The organism is Xanthomonas hydrangeae (assembly GCF_032697525.1).
Taxonomy (GTDB): Bacteria; Pseudomonadota; Gammaproteobacteria; order Xanthomonadales; family Xanthomonadaceae; genus Xanthomonas; species Xanthomonas hydrangeae.
In genome coordinates this window covers 4,890,814-4,913,569 of the sequence record NZ_CP103836.1, presented here as the reverse complement: position 1 = coordinate 4,913,569, position 22,756 = coordinate 4,890,814, and the positions used below count along the sequence as shown (strand labels likewise).

20 protein-coding genes and 1 tRNA gene are annotated in these 22,756 nt (G+C 65.0%); 16 read left to right on the top strand and 5 right to left on the bottom strand.

Features of this window, described 5'->3' with window-relative positions; genetic code table 11:
- Positions 1-155 precede the first annotated feature (155 nt).
- From NYR97_RS20760 to NYR97_RS20695, 14 genes are all read left to right on the top strand, one after another.
- The gene (locus NYR97_RS20760; protein ID WP_210763499.1) at positions 156-656 is read left to right on the top strand and encodes a hypothetical protein; all 501 of its coding nucleotides are present in this window, start codon (positions 156-158) and stop codon (positions 654-656) included.
- A 312-nt stretch (positions 657-968) separates the two neighbouring features.
- On the top strand, positions 969-1,988 hold the full coding sequence (locus tag NYR97_RS20755; protein ID WP_316695537.1) for an N-acetylornithine carbamoyltransferase: 1,020 nt from the start codon (positions 969-971) through the stop codon (positions 1,986-1,988).
- A complete protein-coding gene (locus NYR97_RS20750) occupies positions 1,985-2,455 on the top strand; it encodes an OsmC family protein (RefSeq protein WP_316695535.1) in 471 nt (156 codons plus the stop codon). Before NYR97_RS20755 ends, NYR97_RS20750 begins: the two co-directional genes overlap by 4 nt.
- Before the next feature lie 36 nt (positions 2,456-2,491).
- Positions 2,492-3,685, top strand: coding sequence for an argininosuccinate synthase (locus NYR97_RS20745; RefSeq protein ID WP_316695534.1), 1,194 nt, complete (start codon positions 2,492-2,494; stop codon positions 3,683-3,685).
- A gap of 277 nt (positions 3,686-3,962) precedes the next feature.
- Positions 3,963-5,063, top strand: a complete 1,101-nt coding sequence (locus NYR97_RS20740) for an acetylornithine deacetylase (RefSeq protein ID WP_316695533.1) — start codon at positions 3,963-3,965, stop codon at positions 5,061-5,063.
- 75 nt (positions 5,064-5,138) lie between these two features.
- Positions 5,139-6,482 carry an acetylglutamate kinase gene (locus NYR97_RS20735; protein WP_316695532.1) on the top strand — a complete coding sequence of 448 codons (1,344 nt, stop codon included), beginning with the start codon at positions 5,139-5,141 and terminating at the stop codon, positions 6,480-6,482.
- Positions 6,483-6,487: 5 nt separating this feature from the next.
- A complete protein-coding gene (locus NYR97_RS20730; protein WP_316695531.1) occupies positions 6,488-7,099 on the top strand; it encodes a GNAT family N-acetyltransferase in 612 nt (203 codons plus the stop codon).
- Positions 7,096-8,046, top strand: coding sequence for an N-acetyl-gamma-glutamyl-phosphate reductase (argC, locus tag NYR97_RS20725; RefSeq protein WP_316695530.1), 951 nt, complete (start codon positions 7,096-7,098; stop codon positions 8,044-8,046). Before NYR97_RS20730 ends, argC begins: the two co-directional genes overlap by 4 nt.
- A 123-nt stretch (positions 8,047-8,169) precedes the next feature.
- On the top strand, positions 8,170-9,465 hold the full coding sequence (locus NYR97_RS20720) for an argininosuccinate lyase (RefSeq protein WP_316695529.1): 1,296 nt from the start codon (positions 8,170-8,172) through the stop codon (positions 9,463-9,465).
- On the top strand, positions 9,465-9,830 hold the full coding sequence (locus NYR97_RS20715) for a cupin domain-containing protein (protein WP_167393494.1): 366 nt from the start codon (positions 9,465-9,467) through the stop codon (positions 9,828-9,830). Before NYR97_RS20720 ends, NYR97_RS20715 begins: the two co-directional genes overlap by 1 nt.
- Positions 9,830-10,090: a YciI family protein gene (locus NYR97_RS20710; protein ID WP_006449417.1), complete on the top strand. Its 261-nt coding sequence runs from the start codon at positions 9,830-9,832 to the stop codon at positions 10,088-10,090. Before NYR97_RS20715 ends, NYR97_RS20710 begins: the two co-directional genes overlap by 1 nt.
- Before the next feature lie 13 nt (positions 10,091-10,103).
- Positions 10,104-11,258: a glutamate 5-kinase gene (gene proB / locus NYR97_RS20705; RefSeq protein ID WP_316695525.1), complete on the top strand. Its 1,155-nt coding sequence runs from the start codon at positions 10,104-10,106 to the stop codon at positions 11,256-11,258.
- A 131-nt stretch (positions 11,259-11,389) separates the two neighbouring features.
- Positions 11,390-12,634, top strand: coding sequence for a glutamate-5-semialdehyde dehydrogenase (locus NYR97_RS20700; protein ID WP_316695523.1), 1,245 nt, complete (start codon positions 11,390-11,392; stop codon positions 12,632-12,634).
- A gap of 197 nt (positions 12,635-12,831) precedes the next feature.
- Entirely contained in the window at positions 12,832-14,745 is a 1,914-nt protein-coding gene (locus NYR97_RS20695) for a CocE/NonD family hydrolase (RefSeq protein ID WP_205394570.1), read from the top strand.
- Here the strand turns inward: NYR97_RS20695 and NYR97_RS20690 are convergent.
- The 5 genes from NYR97_RS20690 to NYR97_RS20670 form a co-directional block, all read right to left on the bottom strand.
- Positions 14,726-15,952: a CynX/NimT family MFS transporter gene (locus NYR97_RS20690; protein ID WP_316698408.1), complete on the bottom strand. Its 1,227-nt coding sequence runs from the start codon at positions 15,950-15,952 to the stop codon at positions 14,726-14,728. The two genes, NYR97_RS20695 and NYR97_RS20690, sit on opposite strands and share 20 nt — an antisense overlap.
- Before the next feature lie 123 nt (positions 15,953-16,075).
- A tRNA-Pro gene (locus NYR97_RS20685) sits at positions 16,076-16,152 on the bottom strand.
- A gap of 59 nt (positions 16,153-16,211) precedes the next feature.
- Positions 16,212-16,322, bottom strand: a complete 111-nt coding sequence (gene cydX / locus NYR97_RS20680) for a cytochrome bd-I oxidase subunit CydX (protein ID WP_006449411.1) — start codon at positions 16,320-16,322, stop codon at positions 16,212-16,214.
- A gap of 77 nt (positions 16,323-16,399) precedes the next feature.
- Positions 16,400-17,551 (bottom strand): cytochrome d ubiquinol oxidase subunit II, encoded by a 1,152-nt coding sequence (gene cydB / locus NYR97_RS20675; RefSeq protein ID WP_316695519.1) that lies wholly within the window; start codon positions 17,549-17,551, stop codon positions 16,400-16,402.
- A gap of 15 nt (positions 17,552-17,566) precedes the next feature.
- Positions 17,567-19,189 carry a cytochrome ubiquinol oxidase subunit I gene (locus NYR97_RS20670; RefSeq protein ID WP_316695517.1) on the bottom strand — a complete coding sequence of 541 codons (1,623 nt, stop codon included), beginning with the start codon at positions 19,187-19,189 and terminating at the stop codon, positions 17,567-17,569.
- A gap of 109 nt (positions 19,190-19,298) precedes the next feature.
- Between NYR97_RS20670 and cydD the strand changes: the two genes are divergently transcribed.
- The gene (gene cydD / locus NYR97_RS20665; RefSeq protein WP_316695515.1) at positions 19,299-21,080 is read left to right on the top strand and encodes a thiol reductant ABC exporter subunit CydD; all 1,782 of its coding nucleotides are present in this window, start codon (positions 19,299-19,301) and stop codon (positions 21,078-21,080) included.
- A complete protein-coding gene (gene cydC, locus NYR97_RS20660) occupies positions 21,077-22,753 on the top strand; it encodes a thiol reductant ABC exporter subunit CydC (protein ID WP_316695514.1) in 1,677 nt (558 codons plus the stop codon). The genes cydD and cydC overlap by 4 nt, the downstream gene beginning before the upstream one ends.
- The last annotated feature ends 3 nt before the right edge of the window (positions 22,754-22,756 follow it).

Here is a 22,756-nt window from a genome sequence, read left to right as displayed (position 1 = left end):
CGGCTAGGCGAACCAAACCCTCCGGCGATGGCATGTCACGGCCAGCACTCGCAATCGGATGGGTTGCGTTCAGCCCCGGAGATCGCAAGCTCCATACACTTACGTACTGCCTGGCGACGCCTTCTCTGGTACTGATGCGACCTTCCCTGTTCTTCATGCTGCTGTGTGTGTTTGCCTGGCAGGCACTGGCGGCGCATGCGGCAGAGCCTGACCCCAAGAACCGGGTCGTGGTGATCGAGAACGTGAAGCTGGACTATGCGCAGGTTCTCAACGTGGAGCCGGTCTACCAGACCTTGCGCGCCACCCGCATCGAAGAACAGTGCGAAGCCGAGCAGATTGCGCCGGCCGCCGCCGCGCCTGCGGTAGACGACGAGGGCCGGATCAACCGGATGGTCGATTCGGTCAAGGAGATGTTCTCGCGTCGCCCCGAACTGCCGTCTGCACCGGTGGCGGTGCCGCCGACCAGCACGCGACGCAATTGCCGGGTAGTGGAAGTGCCGCGCGAGTTCCGGCGGCCGATCGCCTTCGATGTGGATTACGTCTACAAGGGCACCAAGTACCGTTCGCGGCTGCCGGAAGATCCGGGCAACCGGCTGCGCATCCGTGTGTCGGTCACCCCCTACATCCCCGACGCCATCGTCGCGCCGCCGCGATGAGCTGCGCAGCGGTTGCGCCGTACCCGCATGCATGCGAGGATTCGCGCCCTATGCATGCAAACGCCTTTCAGCACGACACCAGCGCCGCCCGGATGGCCTCCGGCATGACGTCGCGTGCCCGCCGACCGGAATCCCACATTTTCGCTGGGTAACCGGAGCGTTTGGCTGTTCCGCTGTTGAAAACCCAGCTTTGAGGCTGGGTTTTTTCGTTTTGACGTCACAAAAGTTTCAACCGCAAGAAACGCGCATGTCGCGCACCCCGTCGCTCCTGGCGGACCACGCAGCAGAAGCACGCAGCACAAGGATCGATCGATGTCACTGAAGCACTTCTTGAACACCCAGGACTGGAGCCGCGCCGAACTGGACGCGCTGTTGACCCAGGCCGCGTTGTTCAAACGCAACAAGCTGGGAAGCGAGCTGAAGGGCAAGTCGATCGCGCTGGTGTTCTTCAACCCGTCCATGCGCACGCGGACCAGCTTCGAGCTGGGCGCGTTCCAGCTGGGCGGGCATGCGGTGGTGCTGCAGCCGGGCAAGGATGCCTGGCCGATCGAGTTCAATCTGGGCACGGTCATGGACGGCGACACCGAAGAGCACATCGCCGAAGTGGCGCGCGTGCTGGGCCGTTATGTCGACCTGATCGGCGTGCGCGCGTTCCCGAAGTTCGTCGACTGGTCCAAGGACCGCGAGGATCAGGTGCTCAGCAGCTTCGCCAGGTATTCGCCGGTACCGGTGATCAACATGGAGACGATCACCCACCCGTGCCAGGAGCTGGCGCACGCGCTGGCCTTGCAGGAACATTTCGGCACCCAGGATCTGCGCGGCAAGAAGTACGTGCTGACCTGGACCTATCACCCCAAGCCGTTGAACACCGCAGTGGCCAACTCGGCCCTGACCATCGCCACCCGCATGGGCATGGACGTGACCCTGTTGTGCCCGACGCCGGACTACATCCTGGACCCGCGTTACATGGACTGGGCGGCGCAGAACGTGGCCGAAAGCGGTGGCTCGCTGCAGGTGAGCCATGACATCGACAGCGCCTATGCCGGTGCCGACGTGGTGTATGCCAAGAGCTGGGGCGCACTGCCGTTCTTCGGTAACTGGGAGCCGGAAAAACCGATCCGCGACCAGTACCAGCACTTCATCGTCGACGAACGCAAGATGGCGCTGACCAACAACGGCGTGTTCTCGCACTGCCTGCCGCTGCGTCGCAACGTCAAGGCCACCGACGCGGTGATGGATTCGCCCAACTGCATCGCCATCGACGAGGCCGAGAACCGCCTGCATGTGCAGAAGGCGATCATGGCGGCGCTGGTCGGCCAAGGCCGGGCATGAGCGGCCACACCCATCACTACACCGCGCAGGTCACCTGGACCGGCGATCGCGGCGAGGGCACTGGGAGCTACCGCGGCTATGGCCGCGAGCACAAGATCGCCATCGCCGGCAAGCCGACGCTGGCCGGTTCGGCCGACCCGGCGTTCCGCGGCGACGCCTCGCGGCACAACCCCGAGGATCTGCTCGTGGCATCGCTCTCGGCCTGCCACATGCTGTGGTATCTGCATCTGGCCGCCGAGGCCGGCGTGGTGGTGCGCGGCTACGTCGACGAGGCCGGCGGCACGATGCTGACCGACGCCGGCGGCGGCCAGTTCGGCGAGGTGGTGCTGCATCCGGTCGTCACGATTTCCGCCGGTGATCCGGCGGCCGCGGAGGCGCTGCACCATGCCGCGCATGCGGCCTGTTTCATCGCCCGTTCGGTCAACTTCCCGGTGCGCTGCGAGCCGCGCGTCGTGGTTGTCGAGTAGGTTCCCTTTTCTACCTTCCCCCCCAGGATCTTCGTCATGAGCAGCAAAGATATCGTCCTCGCCTTCTCCGGCGGCCTCGACACCAGCTTCTGCATTCCGTATCTGCAGGCGCAGGGCTATGCGGTGCACACCGTGTTCGCCGATACCGGCGGGGTGGATGCCGATGAACGTGATTTCATCGAAAAGCGCGCGGCCGAACTCGGTGCCGCCAGCCATGTCACCGTCGATGGTGGTCCGGCGATCTGGAAAGGCTTCGTCAAGCCGTTCGTGTGGGCGGGCGAGGGCTATCAGGGCCAGTATCCGTTGCTGGTGTCCGACCGTTATCTGATCGTCGACGCCGCGCTCAAGCGCGCCGAGGAACTGGGCACGCGGATCATTGCGCACGGTTGCACCGGCATGGGTAACGATCAGGTGCGTTTCGACCTGGCAGTCAAGGCACTGGGCGATTACCAGATCGTGGCGCCGATCCGCGAGATCCAGAAAGAGCACACCCAGACCCGCGCCTACGAGCAGAAGTATCTGGAAGAGCGCGGCTTCGGCGTGCGCGCCAAGCAGCAGGCCTACACCATCAACGAGAACCTGCTCGGGCTGACCATGTCCGGCGGCGAGATCGACCGTTGGGAAGCGCCGGGCGAAGGTGCGCGTGGCTGGTGTGCGCCGCGCAGCGAGTGGCCGGCCGAAGCGCTGACCGTCACCCTGACGTTTGTCGAAGGCGAGGCCGTTGAACTCAACGGTAAGGCGCTGCCGGGCGAGCAGATCCTGGCCCAGCTCAACAAGCTGTTTGCGCCCTACGGCGTGGGCCGTGGCGTGTATACCGGCGACACCGTGATCGGTTTGAAGGGCCGCATCGTCTTCGAAGCGCCCGGTCTGATCTCGCTGCTGACCGCGCACCGCGCGCTGGAAGATGCGGTGCTGACCAAACAGCAGAACCGCTTCAAGCCGGATGTGGCGCGCAAGTGGGTGGAGCTGGTGTACGAAGGCTTCTATCACGACCCGCTCAAGACCGACATCGAGGCGTTCTTGCAGTCCTCGCAGTCCAAGGTCAACGGCGAAGTCACGCTGGAAACCCGCGGCGGCCGCGTCGATGCGGTGGCCGTGCGCTCGCCGCATCTGCTCAACACCAAGGGCGCGACGTATGCGCAGTCGGCCGACTGGGGCGTGGAAGAAGCCGAGGGCTTCATCAAGCTGTTCGGGATGAGCTCGACGCTGTACGCCCAGGTGAATCGCTGAGGATTTAAAGCCCCTCTCCCTGCGGGAGAGGGGTTGGGGTGAGGGTACGGGCGAAGCCTCGTGCAATGAACAGCGCGAGAGCTTCGCTCATACCGTCATCCGCCCGCTGGGATTTCTGGCTTTACCATGCTTCGCCCGTACCCTCATCCGCCCCTTCGGGGCACCTTCTCCCGAAGGGAGAAGGGTTGGCTTGGATGAGATTCATGAGTCGTTTGCGCACCTCGGTGCTTTGCACATTTTCATCCAGCCTCTGCTTCGGACCCTTGACCGAACCGATATGACCGATCTACTCGCATCCACCCTCAAACACCTGGAAACGCTGGTGTCCTTCGACACCCGCAATCCGCCGCGTGCGATCGCTGCCGAGGGCGGTATCTTCGATTACCTGCGTGCGCAGCTGCCCGGTTTCCAGGTCGAGGTGATCGACCACGGTGCCGGCGCGGTGAGCCTGTATGCGGTACGTGGAAAGCCCAACTACCTCTTCAACGTGCATCTGGACACGGTGCCGGATTCGCCGCACTGGAGTGCCGATCCGCACGTGATGCGGCGTACCGACGATCGTGTGATCGGGCTGGGTGTCTGCGATATCAAAGGTGCGGCGGCGGCGCTGGTCGCGGCGGCCAATGCCGGGCAGGGCGATGCGGCGTTTCTGTTTTCCTCCGACGAGGAAGCCAACGACCCGCGCTGCATCGCCGCGTTTCTGGCGCGTGGATTGCCGTATGAAGCGGTGCTGGTGGCCGAGCCGACCATGAGCGAGGCCGTGCTGGCGCATCGCGGGATCAGCTCGGTGCTGATGCGCTTTGCCGGGCGTGCCGGGCATGCGTCGGGCAAGCAGGATCCGTCGGCAAGTGCCTTGCATCAGGCGATGCGCTGGGGTGGCAGGGCGCTGGATCATGTCGAGTCGCTGGCGCATGCGCGCTTCGGTGGCTTGACCGGTTTGCGCTTCAACATCGGTCGCGTCGATGGCGGCATCAAGGCCAACATGATCGCGCCGGCGGCCGAGGTGCGGTTCGGCTTTCGTCCGCTGCCGTCGATGGATGTGGATGGATTGCTGGCCACCTTCGCCGGATTTGCCGAGCCGGCTGCAGCGCAGTTCGAAGAAACCTTTCGCGGGCCGAGCCTGCCGTCCGGGGATGTCGCGCGTGCAGAAGAACGCCGCCTGGCCGCGCGCGATGTGGCCGATGCGCTGGATCTGCCGATCGGCAACGCGGTGGATTTCTGGACCGAGGCCTCGCTGTTTTCCGCTGGCGGTTACACCGCGTTGGTGTACGGCCCCGGCGACATCGCACAGGCACACACCGCCGACGAATTCGTGACGCTTGCGCAGTTGCAGCGTTATGCCGAGTCGGTCCACCGCATCATCAACGGCGCACACTGACCGCTTTCACTTACGGCTCGTACTAAAAGCCGCATTCCGCGCCTGGCGCGGCCATTCCTCTCTTCGATCACGGCAATGTCCCTTTCCGCACAGCCCCACAAACAGACCCGCCAGACCATCGTGCGCCTGCTTTCGAGCATGGCCAGCGCCAAGGAAATCAGCCAGTACCTCAAGCGTTTCTCGCAGCTGGATGCCAAACGCTTTGCGGTGGTCAAGGTGGGCGGGGCGGTGCTGCGCGACGACCTGGACGCGCTGACCTCGTCGCTGTCGTTCCTGCAGGAAGTGGGGCTGACCCCGATCGTGCTGCATGGCGCCGGCCCGCAGCTGGATGCAGAGTTGTCTGCGGCCGGCATCGAGAAGCGCACGGTCAACGGCCTGCGGGTGACTTCGCCGGAAGCCCTGGCGATCGTGCGCAAGGTGTTCCAGGCCTCCAACCTCAAGCTGGTCGAAGCGCTGCAGCAGAATGGCGCGCGTGCGACCTCGATCACCGGTGGGGTGTTCGAAGCGCAGTATCTGGATCGCGACACCTACGGCCTGGTCGGTGAGGTCAAGGCGGTGAACCTGGCGCCGATCGAAGCCAGCCTGCAGGCCGGCTCGATCCCGGTGATCACCAGCCTGGGCGAGACGCCGAGCGGGCAGATCCTCAACGTCAACGCGGATTTTGCCGCCAACGAACTGGTGCAGGAACTGCAGCCGTACAAGATCATCTTCCTCACCGGCACCGGTGGCTTGCTGGATCCCGACGGCAAGGTGATCGATTCGATCAACCTGTCCACCGAGTTCGATCATCTGATGCAGCAGCCGTGGATCAATGGCGGGATGCGGGTCAAGATCGAGCAGATCAAGGATCTGCTCGATCGTCTGCCGCTGGAATCGTCGGTGTCGATCACCCGGCCGGCAGATCTGGCCAAGGAGCTGTTCACGCACAAGGGCTCGGGTACGCTGGTGCGGCGTGGCGAGCGCGTGCTGCGCGCGACCTCGTGGGACCAACTGGATCTGCCGCGACTCACCTCGCTGATCGAATCCAGCTTCGGCCGCACGCTGGTGCCCGAGTACTTCAGCAACACCAGGTTGCTGCGCGCCTATGTGAGCGAGAACTACCGCGCCGCGGTGATCCTCACCGACGAGGGCATGCTGGGTGCAAGCGCGCTGATCTATCTGGACAAGTTCGCCGTGCTCGACGATGCGCAAGGCGAGGGCCTGGGCCGCGCGGTATGGAATGTGATGCGCGAAGAAACCCCACAGCTGTTCTGGCGCTCGCGTCACAACAACCAGGTCAATATTTTCTATTACGCCGAGTCTGACGGCTGCATCAAGCAGGAAAAGTGGAAGGTGTTCTGGTACGGGCTGGAAAACTTCGAGCAGATCCAGCATTGCGTGGCGCATTGCGCGACGCGTCAGCCGACGCTGCTGGGCTGAGCACGATGGCGTCCATCCCCTTGCCACCGCGCTGGCGCGAGCTACCTACGCTAAGCGGGCAACACGTCACATTGGAACCGCTGCAAGCTGCGCATGCCGATGGGCTGCGTGATGCGCTGGGCGACGGTGCGTTGTCGCGGCTGTGGTACACCGGCGTGCCACAGCCGGCGCAGGTGGACGACTACGTGGGCGCGGCGTTGGCTGCGCAGGCCGATGGGCTGGTGCTGCCTTACGTGGTGCGCGATGCGGCCGGTGAGATCGTCGGCTGCACGCGCTATTACGGGCTGGATGCGACCGTGCCCAGGCTGTCGATCGGCTACACCTGGTACGCACCGCGCGTGCAGCGCAGCGGCGTCAATACCGACACCAAGCTGCTGCTGTTGCAGCATGCCTTCGAAACGCTGGGCTGTTTGAGCGTGGTCTTCGAAACCAGCTGGTTCAATCACACCTCGCGCGCGGCGATCGCGCGGCTCGGGGCCAAGCAGGACGGCGTGCTGCGCAATCACACCCGCCATGCCGACGGCACACCGCGCGATACCGTGGTGTTCTCCATCATCGATACGGAATGGGCCGGGGTGAAACGCCACCTGCAGTTCCGCCTGGAAGCAAACGCATGACTGTTCAAACAACGACCATCGGCATTGTCGGCGCCCGCGGGCATACCGGTTCGGAATTGATCAAGCTGGTGACGGCCCATCCGCACCTGCAGCTGGTGTTAGTGTCCTCGCGCGAGTTGGCCGGGCAACCTGTGGCCGACCACAACGATGCGTATCAAGGTGAGTTGCGTTACGAGAGCCTGGATGCCGATGCGGTGGCCGCCAAGGCCGCCGATGTGGTGATCCTGGCGCTGCCCAACGGCAAGGCCGAACCGTTCGTGGCGGCGATCGATGCGGCCAGACCGCAGACGCTGTTGATCGATCTGTCGGCCGATTACCGCTTCGATCCGGCCTGGTACTACGGGCTGCCGGAGCTGACGCGCGGAAAGTACACCGGGCAGAAGCGCATCAGCAACCCGGGCTGCTATGCCACCGCGATGCAGCTGACGATCGCACCATTGCTCGATCAGCTGGCAGGGCCCCCACAATGCTTTGGCGTCTCCGGCTATTCCGGCGCAGGTACCACGCCCTCGGACAAGAACAACCCCGAGCTGCTGTCCGATAACCTGATGCCGTATGCGCTGACCAACCACATGCACGAGCGCGAGGTCTCTGCGCAGCTCGGCGTGCCGGTGGAGTTCATGCCGCATGTGGCGCCGCATTTCCGCGGCATCACCATGACCGTCAACCTGTGGCTGCAGCAAGCGCTGACGCGCGAGCAGATCCAGGCGCGCTACACGCAGCGTTATGCCGACGAGCCGCTGATCGAGATCGTCGACGAGGCGCCGTGGGTCAGCCGCATCGCCGGCAAACACGGCGTGCAGATCGGTGGCGTGACGCTGGCGCCGGGCAACAAGCGCGTGGTGGTGGTGGCAACGCTGGACAACCTGCTCAAGGGCGCGGCCACGCAGGCGATGCAGAATCTCAACCTGGCATTTGGCTGGGACGAATTGACTGCGATTCGTTGATGCGAGTCCCTCGCAAGAGCCCGCACATCCATGTGCGGGGATTCAAAGATGCGAGTCCCTCGCAGAAGCCCGCATATCCATGTGCGGGGATTCAACTGGACGACTTACTCGAGACGCTTTCCGATGACCAATCTGTTGTGGCAAAAACCCGGTGTGGCAGTGGACGCCGAGATCCAGCGCTTCCTGGCCGGCGACGACGTCATCCTGGACCGCGAGTTTTTCCTGTACGACATCGCTGCTAGCAAGGCGCATGCCCAGGGGCTGCAGCACATCGGGATCCTGTCGCTGCAGGAACTGGGCGGGCTGAGCGAGCAGCTGGATCTGCTGGCAGCCGATTTCCGCAGCGGTGCGTTCGTGCTCGATGCGCAATACGAAGATTGCCATTCGGCGATCGAGGCGCGCCTGACCGAGCGCCTGGGCGATGCCGGCCGCAAGATCCACACCGGGCGCAGCCGTAACGACCAGATCCTGGTGGCCACGCGTCTGTGGTTGAAAGACAAGCTGCAGCGCGTGGCCGAGCTCAGCGCGGACATCGCCAAGGTGGCGCTGGATCGGGCGCAGGCCGAAGCCGAATTGCCGGTGCCCGGCTATACGCACATCCAGCGTGCGGTGGTGTCCTCGGCCGGCATGTGGTGGGCAGGCTGGGCCGAAGCCTTTATCGATAACGCGGTGCGCGCCACCGACACCTTGCGTCTGGTGGACAGCAATCCGCTCGGCACCGCGGCCGGTTACGGCGTCAACCTGCCGCTGGACCGTGCGCATACCACCGCCGAGCTCGGCTTTGCGCGTCTGCAGGTGTCGCCGATCTACGCGCAACTCTCGCGCGGCAAGTACGAACTGGCCGCGCTCGAAGCCCTCGGTAGCGCAACGCTGGATCTGCGCCGGATCGCCTGGGATCTGTCGTTGTTCACCAGCGGCGAATTCGCCTTTGTCGCGTTGCCGGCGCAATACACCACCGGCAGCTCGATCATGCCGAACAAGCGCAACCCCGATGTGATCGAACTGATGCGCGCCACCCATGCCAGCGTGGCAGCGGCGCGGACCGAAATCGAACAGTTGTTGTCGCTGCCTTCCGGTTATCACCGCGATCTGCAGAGCAGCAAGGGCGCGATCGTGCATGGCTTCGGGCGCGGCCTGGCCGCGCTCGAACTGCTGCCGGCGTTGCTGGCCAATCTGGAATGGCGCCCGGACAAGCTGCGTGCGGCGATCGATTCGGGCATGTACGCCACCGATGTGGCGGTGGAAGCGGCCGTGGCCGGTGTGCCGTTCCGCGAGGCCTACAAGGCGGCAGCGGAATCGTCCGACACTGCGGGGCAGGGGCGCACGCCAGAAGGCAGCCTTGCCGCACGCGTCTCGCCAGGCGCCGCCGCGGATCTGCAGCTGGATATGTTGCGTGCCCGTTGGGAGGCCCTGCGCTGATGGCCGTGATCAGCACCGAGACCGCAGAACACTATCCCTGGGGCGAAGCCTGCGAAGGCTGGCACCTGTTGCGCGACCCCAGCTTGAGTGTGCTCGAAGAACGCATGCCGCCAGGCGTTGCGGAGTCGCGTCATCGGCATAGTCGCGCACGCCATTTTTTCTATGTGCTGGCCGGCGAAGTGATGCTGCAACTGGATGGCGCGCAGCACGTGCTCGGGGTCGGGCAGGGCCTGGATGTACCGCCTGGCACCACCCATCAGATGCACAATCTGTCCGATGTCGAGGCGCGCTTTCTGGTGATCTCGGCACCGCATGGTCGCGATGATCGTGCACCCACGACAGCACGTGCGAAGGACGTCAGCTGATGACAACGCGCTATCTGGTGCTGGCGATGCGCAAGCCGGATTTTCCCGCCGATGTGGTGCAGCCACATCTGGATTTTCTCGCTGCATTGCGTGCGGCCGGGCAGCTCGAAATGACCGGTGGTTTCAGCGATCGCACCGGCGGTGCGTATGTGTTGGTCAATCTGGGCAGTCTGGAGGAGGCGCAGCAGATCGTTGCGCGCGATCCCTTGGTGCTGCGCGATGCCTCGACGCTGACCGTGTATGAGTGGAACACGCACTGAGCGTCTGACTGCCATGACACCCCCTGCCGACATGCCGTCATTATTTACCGAGCAGCCGCTGCCGCCATGGCGGCGTGCGGTGCTCAAGGTGGGCAGCAGCCTGTTGGCCGCCGATGGTGGCGGCCTGTCGCCGCGGTTCGCGTTGGGCCTGGCGCAATTCGTCTCGGCCAATCTGGCTGCCGGGCGCGAGCTGGTGATCGTCTCTTCCGGTGCGGTGGCCGCTGGCCGCGCGATCCTGCCGAAAGCTGCCGAAGCCGGTGCACCGATCGCTGCGCGTCAGGCCCTGGCCGCGCTTGGCCAGGCGCAATTGATCGCGCTGTGGCAGCGCTTTTTCGAACGTCCGGTGGCGCAGGTACTGCTCACCCACGATGACCTGCGTAACCGCCGTCGGTATCTCAATGCGCGCGCCACCCTGGGCGAGTTGTTGCGGCTGGGTGCGTTGCCGGTGATCAACGAGAACGACACCGTCTCGGTGGACGAGCTCAAGCTGGGCGACAACGACAATCTCGCTGCGATCGTGGCCGCGCTGGTCGATGCCGATGCCTTGTTCATCGCCACCGATATCGATGGCTTGTATAGCGCCGACCCGCGCAGCAATCCGTTGGCGCGTCCTCTCGATGACGTGCCCGAACTCACCGCCGAGGTACTGGCGATGGCCGGCGGCAGCGGCAGCAGTGTGGGTACCGGCGGCATGCGCACCAAGCTGGAAGCCGCCGCAAAGGCCGGTGCTGCCGGCATCGAAACCTATCTGTTCAACGGCCGCAGCAGCGAGGTGGTGCGCGGGCTTGCGCAGGATCGCCTGCGTGGCACGCGCATCCACCCCGCACGCACGCGCATCGCCGCCCGCAAATACTGGCTGCGCCACGCACCGGTGGAGCCGGGCGCGATCCTGATCGATGGCGGCGCCGCTGCGGCGCTGACCGGCAAGGGCGCATCGCTGCTACCGGGCGGTGTGGCCAGTGCACAAGGCGACTTCCGGCGCGGCGACATGGTGGAGATCCGCCTTCGCGATGCCGATGGTGAGCGCTGCCTGGCGCGCGGCGTCAGCCAGTATTCAGCAGTGGATATCCGCCGTATCGGCGGGCGCCATTCGCGCGAGATCGAAACCGTGCTCGGTTACAGCTATGGCGAGAATGTGGTGCATCGCGATGATCTGGTGTTGTTGTAGCCGGGAATGGAGAATCGGGAATGGGGAATCGCAAGAGCGTTTCTACCGAACTTTCCCCGTAGCCGATTCCGTCGCAGTAGAGTGATGTCGCGCGCTTTTACCATTCCCGATTCCCCACTCCCGACTCCCCAATGACCATCCAAACCCTCGCCCTGCAATGCCGCGATGCCGCGCAAGTGCTGTCGCAACTGTCGTCGTCTGCCAAGCAGGCCTTGCTGGAGGCGATGGCCACTGCGCTGGAACACGATGCTGCGGTGATCCTGGCGGCGAATGCGCGCGATCTGGAGGCGGCGCGCGAGAAGGGCGTTGGTGCTGCGATGCTCGATCGTCTGGCGCTGGACACAAAGCGCCTGGACGGGATTGCCGCCGCGTTGCGCGAGGTCGCGCAGTTGCCCGATCCAGTCGGGCAGATCACGCGCGAAGACGTCCGCCCCAATGGCATCGTCGTGCAGAAGGTGCGCGTGCCGCTCGGTGTGATCGCGATGATCTACGAGGCGCGCCCGAATGTGACTGCCGATGCGGCGGCGCTGTGCATCAAGGCCGGCAACGGGGTGATCCTGCGCGGCGGCTCGGAGGCGATTCACTCCAACACGGCGATTGCGCGCGCCCTGCAGCGCGCCTTGCGCGACGCCGGCGTGCCGGAAGCGGCGTTGACGCTGGTCGAGGATCTGCGCCGCGAGACCATGCTGGAGTTGCTGCAGCTCAGCGATATCGTCGATCTGGCGATTCCGCGCGGTGGCGAGGGCCTGATCCGTTTTGTTGCCGAACACGCACGGGTGCCGGTGATCAAGCATTACAAGGGCGTGTGCCATCTGTTCGTGGATGCATCCGCCGACGTGGACCTGGCCGTGCGTCTGTTGGTCGATGGCAAGGCCAGCCGACCGTCGGCCTGCAATGCGCTGGAGACCTTGCTGGTGCATGCAGACATCGCCGAGCGTTTTCTGCCGGCAGCAGCGCAAGCGTTGCGCGAACGCCATGTGGAGTTGCGTGGCGATGCGGCAACGCGTGCGCTGTTGCCCGATGTCGCGCCTGCCAGCGATGACGACTATGCCGCCGAATTCCTCGATCTGATCCTGGCGATCCGCGTGGTGCCGGATCTGGACACCGCGCTTGCGCATATTCGCCAGTACGGCTCGGACCACACCGAAGTCATCGCCACGCAGAGCACTGCCAATGCCGAACTATTCGTGCAATCGCTGCGCTCGGCCGTGGTGATGGTCAACGCGTCCTCGCGCTTCTCCGACGGCGGCGAGCTTGGCCTGGGCGCCGAAATCGGCATCTCCACCACGCGTCTGCATTCCTATGGCCCGATGGGCCTGGAAGCGCTGACCGTGGAGCGCTTTGTGGTGCGTGGCGAAGGCCAGGTGCGGCACTGATCGGCAACGGCGCAACCAAACGCAAGTCAGTTGCTGCCGAAGGCCGCAGCAGGTACTGCGCACCGCGCGCCCCGATCGCGCGCAATCCTGTCGCCATTTGTACCAGTCAACCCCGCAACCACGACCTTTGACACTCCCCCGGCAGGCCGCCGTCTGCCTACAGTCGACGACTGCCCCCCGCACTTCCGGAGTCGTCGATGCGCCGTTTTGCCGCCTGCCTGCTCGCCACCGCCATTGCTGCCACCACCGGTGGCACGATGGCACAAACCTCTCCGATGACGCCGGATATCACCGGCAAGCCGTTCGTGGCAGGCGACGCCGCCAACGACTACGTCAAACGCGAGGTGATGATCCCGATGCGCGACGGGGTCAAGCTGCATACGGTGATCGTGCTGCCCAAGGGCGCGCGCAATGCGCCGATCGTGCTCACGCGCACCCCGTACGACGCCAGCGGCCGCACCGAGCGTCTGGCCTCGCCGCATATGAAGGACCTGTTGTCTGCGGGCGATGACGTGTTCGTGGAAGGCGGCTATATCCGCGTGTTCCAGGATGTGCGCGGCAAGTACGGCTCGGAAGGCGAGTACGTGATGACGCGGCCGCTGCGTGGCGCGCTCAATCCCGGCGAGGTCGACCATGCCACCGATGCCTGGGACACCATCGATTGGCTGGTGAAAAACCTCACCGAATCCAACGGCAAGGTCGGCATGATCGGCTCGTCCTACGAAGGTTTCACCGTGGTGATGGCGCTGACCAATCCGCATCCGGCATTGAAGGTGGCCGCGCCGGAGAGCCCGATGATCGATGGCTGGATGGGCGACGACTGGTTCAATTACGGTGCGTTCCGCCAGGTCAATTTCGATTACTTCACCGGCCAGCTCAGCAAGCGCGGCAAGGGCGCCGGCATCCCGCGTCAGGGGCACGACGATTACAGCAATTTCCTGCAGGCCGGCTCGGCCGGCGACTTCGCCAAGGCCGCCGGCCTGGAGCAGCTGCCGTGGTGGCACAAGCTCACCGAACACGCCGCCTACGACAACTTCTGGCAGGAGCAGGCGCTGGACAAGGTGATGGCGCGTACCCCGTTGAAAGTGCCGACCATGTGGTTGCAGGGCCTGTGGGACCAGGAAGACATGTGGGGCGCCATCCACAGTTACGCGGCGATGGAGCCGCGCGACAAGCGCAATACGCTCAACTATCTGGTGATGGGGCCGTGGCGGCACAGCCAGGTCAATAGCGAGGCCAGTTCACTGGGCGCACTGAATTTCGACGGCGATACCGCGCGCCAGTTCCGTCGCGATGTGCTGCGTCCGTTCTTCGATCAATACCTGGTTGATGGCGCGCCCAAGGCGAGCACGCCGCCGGTGTTCATCTACAACACCGGCGAAAACCATTGGGACCGTCTGCAGGCCTGGCCGCGCAGCTGCGCCAAGGGGTGTGCCTCGACCAGCAAGCCGCTGTATCTGCAGGCCGGCGGCAAGCTGTCGTTCCAGCAGCCGGCGGCGGGGCAGCCGGGCTTTGAGGAGTACGTCTCCGACCCGGCCAAGCCGGTGCCGTTCGTGCCGCGCCCGGTGGATTTTGCCGATCGCAGCATGTGGACCACCTGGCTGGTGCAGGATCAGCGCTTCGTCGATGGCCGCCCGGATGTGCTGACCTTCGTCACCGAGCCGTTGACCGAGCCCTTGCAGATCGCCGGCGCACCGGAAGTGCATCTGCAGGCCTCCACCAGCGGCAGCGACAGCGATTGGGTGGTGAAGCTGATCGACGTGTATCCGGATGAGATGGCCTCCAACCCCAAGATGGGCGGTTACGAGCTGCCGGTGTCGCTGGCAATCTTCCGCGGCCGCTACCGCGAGAGTTTCAGCACGCCCAAGCCGCTGGCAGCCAACCAGCCGCTGGGGTTCCAGTTCGGCCTGCCGACTGCCAATCACACCTTCCAGCCCGGGCACCGGGTGATGGTGCAGGTGCAGTCCAGCCTGTTTCCGCTGTACGACCGCAACCCGCAGACCTACGTGCCCAACATCTTTTTCGCCAAGCCAGGCGATTACCGGAAAGCCACGCAGCGGGTGTACGTGAGCCCGGAGCAGCCCAGCTACATCAGTCTGCCGGTACGTTGACTGCACGGGCGCCGCGCGCAGGCGGCGCCCACACGTCTTCCAGCAGCTGCGGGCGGCAGGCCACCCAGGCGGCGGACAGTTGCACCAGCAGGCAGATGACCAGGAACGCGAACGGCGACGTCCAGCCGCCGTGGTGCGCGTGCAACCAGCCGAACAGGAACGGCCCCAGGCAGCTCACCGCATACCCCATGCCTTGCGAGAATCCGGACAACGCTGCCGACCCGGCAGCGGTGCGGCAGCGCTGATTGACCAGCACCAGCGCCAGCGGAAACGTGCTCGGGCCCAGACCCAGCAAGGTCACCCAGAGAATCGGTGCGGCCAGCGGTGCCCACCACAGCCCGGCAAACGCGACCAGATGGCAGGCCGCGCACAGCAGCACGATCGGGAAGGGATTGCGCATGCGCACCGCCAGTGCCGGCATGGTCAACGCGCCGACCATGCCCAGTGCCGCGAACAGCGCGACCATGGTGCCGCCGAACGCGGGCGAGGCGCCGGCTTCGCGCAGCAGCGTCGGCAACCAGGTGAACATCGAATAGGTGATCAGCGAGGTCATGCCGAAGGTCAGCGCCATGCTCCAGCCCAACGCTGTGCGTGCGACGCGGCCTTCTGCCTCGGTTGTCGGCGTGATCGGTGCCGGCCCGGTGGCGCGCAGGCGGCGATGGTTGGCGTACACCAACGCCCAGGCCGCAAACGCCAGCAATGCCGGCAATACCCACACCACCATCGAGCTGCGCCAGCCCAGTGCATCGGCCACCGGCACCGCCAGCAGCGCGGGCAACAAGGTGCCGACCTGCAGCACGGTGATGTACAGCGTGCTGACGCCGCCCACGCGATCGCCGAAATAGCGCTTCACCAGCGGCGGCAACACCACATTGCCCATGCCCATGCCGGCCAGCGCCACCAGCGATCCGACCAGCAGCCCGGCGGTGTCCGGCAGCAGCGGTCGCAACACCAACCCGAGGCTCGCCAATGCCATCGACAACAGCGCAGTGCGCAGTAAGCCGAAGCGGCGCAGCAACGCGGGCGTTGCGACGCCGGTGAGTGCGAACGCAGCGGTCGGCAACATGCCGATCGCACCCATGGTGGGCGCGCCGAATGCGTACTCATCTGCGATGCGTTCCAGCAGCGGCGTCAACGAGGTGACCGCCGTACGCAAGTTGAATGCAGACAACAAAATGGCAGCCAGCACCAACCCGCGGCCACGCAACTGGGCGGACGAGGAAGCACCGGCAATGACAACAGACATGACAGACCATCCGCACTGCGCGCATCGCTGCGCCAGCGCCTGAAAACACAAAACCGGCACGAGGCCGGTTTTGTGTTTTGAAACTGGTCGGGGAGACAGGATTCGAACCTGCGACCTCTACGTCCCGAACGTAGCGCTCTACCAGACTGAGCTACACCCCGAAGGAGCCGCGTATGTTACATACGGAATGCCGAATCGGCAAGCATCCGTGAGATTTATTTTACTGGCGCGGCTGACCACGCTCGGATTCGCGTGCTTCGAACCACATGCCGTTGAGCACGGCAGCCAACGCAGCCAGGCCGGTGCCGAGGATCCATGCGAAATACCACATCGGTGTTCTCCTTAGAATCGTTGAAGAGTGTGAGAGGTTGAGGCGGTGCCGCTGCGGAGTAGGTGTGTGACCTGCTCTCAATACGCGTTGGGATTGGCCGACAACTCATCGGCCGTGACCTTGCCCTTGAGCAAGCGGTAGACCCAGCTTGTGTAGGCCAGCACGATCGGCATGAACACCGCGGTCGCCAGCAACATGATCCACAGCGTCAGACGGCTGCTGGACGCATCCCACAGCGTCAAGCTCATGCGCGGTGCAGTGGAGGAGGGCAGCAGGAACGGAAACAGCGCAAAGCCGACAGTGAGAATGATGCCGACGATAGCGCAACCCGAAGCGATGAACGCCAGGCCGCCACGCCGCACACGCAGCAGCAGCGCATTCATCGCAAGCCCGACCAGACCGATCAGTGGTGCCATCAAGGTGGCCGGCATGCTGCTGTAGTTGTGCAGCCAGCCACCGGCAGCGGTGAGCGCGGCGGTCTTGGCCAGCGGATTGGTCGGCGCATCGGTGGCCAGGACCGAAGTCACCGCGTAACCAGGCAGACCCAGCGCGACCCATGCACCGGCACCTGCGAACAGTGCCACCGCACACAGCGCGGCGATGCTGCCGAAGCGCGCGGCGCGATCGGCCACCGGCCCATCGGTCTTGAGCACCAGCATCGCCGCCCCGTGCGCCATCAGCATCGCCACGCTGAGCAACCCGGCGAGCAGTGCGAATGGCGTCAGCAAGCCGAACAGATTGCCGGTGTAGAAGATGCGCATGCTGTCGTCGAAATGGAACGGCACCCCGAGCAGCACGTTACCGACCGCCACGCCCATGATCAGTGCAGGAATGCAGCCGCCGATAAACAACGCCCAGTCCCAGTTATTGCGCCAGCGCTGATCGGCCAGCTTGCCACGGAACTTGAAACCGACCGGACGCAGGATCAGCGCGAACAGGATCAGGAACATCGCCAGATAGAATCCGGAAAAACTCACTGCGTACAGCGGCGGGAATGCAGCGAAGATCGCGCCGCCGCCCAGGATCAGCCACACCTGGTTGCCTTCCCAGACCGGGCCGATGGTGTTGATCACCAGGCGGCGCTCGGCATCGTTACGGGCGACCAGCGGCAGCAGCGTGCTGACCCCCAGATCGAAGCCGCCCATTACCGCGTAACCGGACAGCAGGACGCCCAGCAGCAGCCACCAGATCACGCGCAATGTGGTGTAGTCGAGCAAGATGAAATCCATGGTGTTTCTCCTGGCTTACGGTGCGCCGCCGGCCAACGCACCGGTGCTCAATGGGGCGGTGGGTGAGGAAGCGTGAGGCGAGGGGGTATTCGGCGAGGCGGCGTGATACGTCGGCGGAAACAGCGCATCCGGGCCCTTGCGGATGGTCTTCAGCGACAGCTTGATCGCGATGACCAGCAGCGTGGTGTACAGCGCGGTGAAGCCGACCAGGGTCAACACGATTTCGTACAGATCCAGGCCAGAGGCGGCATAGAAGGTCGGCAGCACGCCTTCCACCGCCCACGGCTGGCGACCGTATTCGGCCACGAACCAGCCGCACTCGATCGCAATCCACGGCAGCGGCAAGGTCCACAACGCCACGGTCAGGAACCAGCGTTTTTCCTGGAAGTTGTGCTTGCAGGCGAACCAAAACGCGACGGCGAAGAACACGATCAGGTAGATGCCGATGGCGGCCATGATGCGGAAGGTCCAGAACAGCGGCAGCACGCGCGGTACGGTGTCCATGGCGGCCTGGGCGATCTGCTCCGGCGTGGCATTGCCGATATCGTCGCGATAACGCTTGAGCAGCAGGCCGTGGCCCAGATCCTGCCAATGCGCATCGAACACCTTGCGCGCTTCGACATCGTCCTTGTTGGCGCGCACGCGCTCCAATGCACCGTAGGCGATCTGGCCGCCGCGGATGCGGTGCTCGGCGCGCCCGACCAGCTCCAGAATGCCGGGAATCGGCTCATCCAGCGAACGGGTGGCGATCAAGCCCATCAGGTACGGGATCTTGATCGCGTAGTCGTTGCGATGGGTCTGCTGATTGGGAATGCCGAACGCGGTGAAGTCGGCAGGCGCGGCTTCGGTTTCCCACATCGCCTCGATCGCTGCCAATTTCATTTTCTGATGTTCGTTGGCGGCATAGCCGCTCTCATCGCCGAGCACCACCACCGACAGCGACGACAACAGCCCGAACGCGGCAGCTACCGCGAACGAGCGCCGCGCCATCTCCACATGGGTGCCGCGCAGCAGATAGAACGCGCTGATCGACATCACCAACACCGCACCGAGCACGTAGCCCGCGCTGACGGTATGCACGAACTTGGCCTGCGCCACCGGGTTGAACAGCACCGCCATGAAATCGACCACTTCCATGCGCATGGTGTCCGGATTGAACACCGCGCCGGCCGGGTTCTGCATCCAGCCGTTGGCGATCAGGATCCATAGCGCCGAGAAGTTGCTGCCCAGCGCCACCAGCCAGGTGGTGGCCAGATGCTGCACCTTGCTCAAGCGGTTCCAGCCGAGGAAGAACAGGCCCAGGAAGGTCGCTTCCAGGAAGAACGCCATCAGGCCTTCGATCGCCAGCGGCGCACCGAAGATGTCGCCCACGTAATGGCTGTAGTAGGACCAGTTCATGCCGAACTCGAACTCCATCACGATGCCGGTGCCGACACCCATGGCGAAGTTGATGCCGAACAGCACGCCCCAGAACATGGTCATGCGCCGCCAGATCTGCTTGCCGGTCATCACATAGACGCTCTCCATGATGCCGAGCAGGAACGACAGGCCCATGGTCAGCGGCGGAAAGATGAAGTGGTACATCGCGGTGACTGCGAACTGCAGCCGCGACAATTCAACAACTGTCGAGTCGATCATGGCGGGGTGGCCTGGTTGGGTGTCGATGAAGGAATGCAGCCGATCATCTGCGCTTGCCGCGACATGCGCGTTGATCCAGATCAATGCCGTGGCGAGCGGGTGCGGCACAATGCGCAGCCCGGAGCGGGAGGTAGCGACTTACAATCGCTTGCAACACGATGTCTTCCTAGAGAGCGATGTGAGCCAGCCCAGCGTGCGAGCCAGCGAAACGCCAGCCCAGCGCCGTCAACGCGGCCAATGGCTGGATGCGCTCGCCGCACCGGCCGCGCGTGCGAAGCGGCTGGCTGGCGTTGCGGTGGCGGTGTCCGGCGTGCTGCTGCTGGCACAAGCGGCGGCGATCGCCTGGTTGTTGCAGGCCGTGCTGGCGCAGCATCTGCCGCTGCTGCACTTACGTGATGTGGGTGTGGGGTTGTTGGCTGTGCTGGTCGGACGCGCCTTGCTCAATGCCTGGGCGCAGTCGCTGACCGGCGAGGTGGCCGATGTGGCCAAACGCGAACTGCGGGCACGCATCGCACGCCGGCTGGTGCAGCACGGGCCGGTGTGGTTGCGCCGCCAACGCAGCGGCGAGCTGGGCGAATTGAGCCTGGCCCACACCGATGCGCTGGAAGGCTATTTCGTCGGCTACCAACTCGCGCGTACCGAAATGATGCTGGTGCCGCCGCTGATCTTGATCGCGGTGTTTTCGGTCGACTGGGTGGTGGGCCTGGTGTTGCTGCTGACTGCGCCACTGATTCCGTTTTTCATGATGCTGGTAGGTTGGGGCGCCGAAGCGGCGGGGCGCGAGCAACTCGGCGAGCTGGCACGGATGGGCGGGCATTTTGCCGATCGCCTCAAAGGCCTGGGCCTGCTGCGCATGTACGGGCGCGGCGAGGCCGAGTTGAGCGGCATTGCCGCCGCAGCCGAGGGCGTGCGCGAGCGCTCGCTCAAGGTGCTGCGGATCGCGTTCCTGTCGTCCACGGTGCTGGAATTCTTCGCCTCGGTGAGCGTGGCGATCGTGGCGCTGTACTTCGGCCTGAGTTATCTGGGCATGTTGGATCTGCACGGATTGCCGACGCTGGGCGCGGGCATGTTCTGCCTGCTGCTGGCGCCGGAATTCTTTGCGCCGCTGCGGCGGCTGGCCGCGCATTACCACGACCGTGCCAATGCCCTGGCTGCGGTGGCCGAAGCCGAGCGCTTGCTGGAGGGCGTCGAGCTAGCTGCAGTCACGCAGGCGGCGCCAGTGCCGCCGCGTGCACTGGAACCGGTGCAGGCACACGCACCGCTGTTGCAGGCGCGTGGACTGGCATTGCGTCCAGCAGGCGCGCCACAGGTGGTGGTGGAGAATTTTTCGCTGATCTTGCAGCCTGGGCAACGCGTGGCGTTGATCGGTGCAAGCGGCAGCGGCAAGAGTACGCTGCTGGAAGGCCTGGCCGGCTGGCTTGCGCCCGATGCAGGCTGCGTGATGCTGCGCCCGGGTGCACGCATCGGCTACGCCACGCAGCGGCCGTATCTGTTTCACGGCAGCATCGCCGACAACCTGCGCCTGGCCGATCCACAGGCCAGCGACGCGCGGCTGCACGCGGTGGCCGACGCTGCGCAAGTACTGCGCTTTGCCGCGCAGTTGCCGGCCGGCCTGGACACGGCGATCGGCGAACGCGGATTTGGGCTGTCCGGTGGCGAGGCACGGCGCGTAGCCCTGGCGCGGCTGTTGCTGCGCGAGCCGGACCTGTTGCTGCTGGACGAACCCACCGCCTTCCTCGACCCGGACACCGAAGCGGAGCTGCTGCGCACGCTGGGTGTGTTCGCGCGCGGCCGCGCGGTGATCCTGGCCACGCATAGCGCTGCGGTGATGCGCTGGGCCGATACGGTGATCGATCTGCGCGGCGCCACTGTCGCAGCGGAGCTGCCATGAGCACCACACAGCCCGATCGTCTGCGCGATGTGTTTGGCCGGCATGCCTGGCGTCTGCTGCTGTCCGCACTGCTGGTGCTGGTCACCATGCTGGCAGGCGTTGGCTTGCTCGGTCTGTCCGGCAGTTTTCTGACCGCCGCTGCATTGGCGGGTGTTGCAGGCATGGGCACCGGTTTCAATTTCTTCTCGCCCTCGGCCGGCATTCGCGCGCTGACCTTCGCGCGCATCGTCTCGCGCTATGGTGAAAAATTGATCGGCCACGATGCCACGCTGCGTATCGCCCGGGACCTGCGCGTGTGGTTCTTCCGCCGTGCGTTGCCACTTGCGCCAGGCCGGTTGTCGGCCACGCGTACCGGCGATCTGCTGGCGCGGCTGATGTCCGACGTCAGTGAAGTCGATGGCTTGAGCGTGCGTGCGCTGGCGCCGTTGGCCGCATTGCTGGGGATCTGGCTTGCCGGGGTGGTTGCTGCAGTGCTGATCTATCCGCCAGCTGCAGTGTTGCTGGCCGTGCTTGGCGTGATCATCGGTGGCGTGGTGCCGTGGCGGGTGGCACGCGGCGGTGCACAGCGCGAACAGCTGCGCGCGCAGCAACGCACCGCCTTGCGGACGCAGGCCTTCGAAGGGCTGGAAGGTGCCGCCGATCTCGCCGCTGTCGATGCGCAAGGCGCTTGGCTGCATCAGGTCGATGCAGCGGCGGCGGCCGTCGTCGATGGCGACCGCATTCAGCGCAGTCGCTTGATCGGCGGTAATCTGCTGCACGCCGTCTGTGGCGGCATCGGCCTGGCCGGCATGCTCTGGCTTGGGTTGAGTGCGGCAGCGCGCGGATTGATTGCGGCGGAGATGGCGGCCGGCTTGCTGTTTTTGACCATGGCGTTGCTGGAAGTCTGGGCCGGCGCCGGGCTCGCGTTGCAGGCGCTGTTGAGCGCACGCGTCGCCGCCAAACGCCTGCAGTCCATCGTCGATCAGGCGCCGTCGGTCGTCGATCCGCCGCACGCCACGGTTGCGCCGCGCAGCGGCACGCTGCAGCTGCATCAGGTCGGCTTTGCGTGGCCGGGCAGTGCACGTCCGGTGCTGCAGGCGCTCGATCTGACGCTGGCGCCTGGCGAGCGTATCGCCATCAGCGGCGACAGCGGCAGCGGCAAGAGCACCTTGTCCGCACTGCTGTTGCGGCTATGGGATCCGCAGGCGGGGCAGGTGACGTACGCCGATATCGACCTGCGCCACCTCGCGCAGACGCAATGGCATCGACGCATCGCCTGGCTGCCGCAGAACGCCCCGGTCTTTGCCGGCACGGTGCGCGAAAATCTGCTGATTGGCGATGCCAGCGCCAGCGATGCCGCGATGTGGAGCGTGCTGGATCAGGTGCGGCTGCGCGAGTGGGCCACTGCGCAGAATGGGCTGGACACCTGGGTTGGCGAAAACGGCGCCACGCTTTCTGCTGGACAGGCGCGACGGCTCGCGCTGGCGCGCGCGCTGCTGCGCGACGCACCGATCCTGCTGCTGGACGAACCCACCGACGGCCTGGACGTGGACACCGCACACGCGTTGCTGCTGGATCTCTCTGCAGCGCTCGGCGAGCGCAGCCTGGTGATGATCACCCACGACAGCGTGCCGGCCGGTGTGGTGCATCGGCGATATCGCATGCGTGCGGGTGTGTTGGAGTCGTTGGTCTGAGGC

Excerpts from the sequence above, each read along its gene's own strand:
- NYR97_RS20730 (WP_316695531.1), top strand. The coding sequence starts at position 6,488 with ATGGCGTCCATCCCCTTGCCACCGCGCTGGCGCGAGCTACCTACGCTA.
- NYR97_RS20750 (WP_316695535.1), top strand. The coding sequence starts at position 1,985 with ATGAGCGGCCACACCCATCACTACACCGCGCAGGTCACCTGGACCGGC.
- NYR97_RS20670 (WP_316695517.1), bottom strand. The coding sequence starts at position 19,189 with ATGATCGACTCGACAGTTGTTGAATTGTCGCGGCTGCAGTTCGCAGTC.
- argC (WP_316695530.1), top strand. The coding sequence starts at position 7,096 with ATGACTGTTCAAACAACGACCATCGGCATTGTCGGCGCCCGCGGGCAT.
- proB (WP_316695525.1), top strand. The coding sequence starts at position 10,104 with ATGACACCCCCTGCCGACATGCCGTCATTATTTACCGAGCAGCCGCTG.
- NYR97_RS20695 (WP_205394570.1), top strand. The coding sequence starts at position 12,832 with ATGCGCCGTTTTGCCGCCTGCCTGCTCGCCACCGCCATTGCTGCCACC.
- cydX (WP_006449411.1), bottom strand. The coding sequence starts at position 16,322 with ATGTGGTATTTCGCATGGATCCTCGGCACCGGCCTGGCTGCGTTGGCT.
- cydC (WP_316695514.1), top strand. The coding sequence starts at position 21,077 with ATGAGCACCACACAGCCCGATCGTCTGCGCGATGTGTTTGGCCGGCAT.
- NYR97_RS20755 (WP_316695537.1), top strand. The coding sequence starts at position 969 with ATGTCACTGAAGCACTTCTTGAACACCCAGGACTGGAGCCGCGCCGAA.
- NYR97_RS20760 (WP_210763499.1), top strand. The coding sequence starts at position 156 with ATGCTGCTGTGTGTGTTTGCCTGGCAGGCACTGGCGGCGCATGCGGCA.
- NYR97_RS20715 (WP_167393494.1), top strand. The coding sequence starts at position 9,465 with ATGGCCGTGATCAGCACCGAGACCGCAGAACACTATCCCTGGGGCGAA.
- NYR97_RS20720 (WP_316695529.1), top strand. The coding sequence starts at position 8,170 with ATGACCAATCTGTTGTGGCAAAAACCCGGTGTGGCAGTGGACGCCGAG.
- NYR97_RS20700 (WP_316695523.1), top strand. The coding sequence starts at position 11,390 with ATGACCATCCAAACCCTCGCCCTGCAATGCCGCGATGCCGCGCAAGTG.
- NYR97_RS20735 (WP_316695532.1), top strand. The coding sequence starts at position 5,139 with ATGTCCCTTTCCGCACAGCCCCACAAACAGACCCGCCAGACCATCGTG.
- NYR97_RS20740 (WP_316695533.1), top strand. The coding sequence starts at position 3,963 with ATGACCGATCTACTCGCATCCACCCTCAAACACCTGGAAACGCTGGTG.
- NYR97_RS20710 (WP_006449417.1), top strand. The coding sequence starts at position 9,830 with ATGACAACGCGCTATCTGGTGCTGGCGATGCGCAAGCCGGATTTTCCC.
- cydD (WP_316695515.1), top strand. The coding sequence starts at position 19,299 with ATGCGCAGCCCGGAGCGGGAGGTAGCGACTTACAATCGCTTGCAACAC.
- cydB (WP_316695519.1), bottom strand. The coding sequence starts at position 17,551 with ATGGATTTCATCTTGCTCGACTACACCACATTGCGCGTGATCTGGTGG.
- NYR97_RS20745 (WP_316695534.1), top strand. The coding sequence starts at position 2,492 with ATGAGCAGCAAAGATATCGTCCTCGCCTTCTCCGGCGGCCTCGACACC.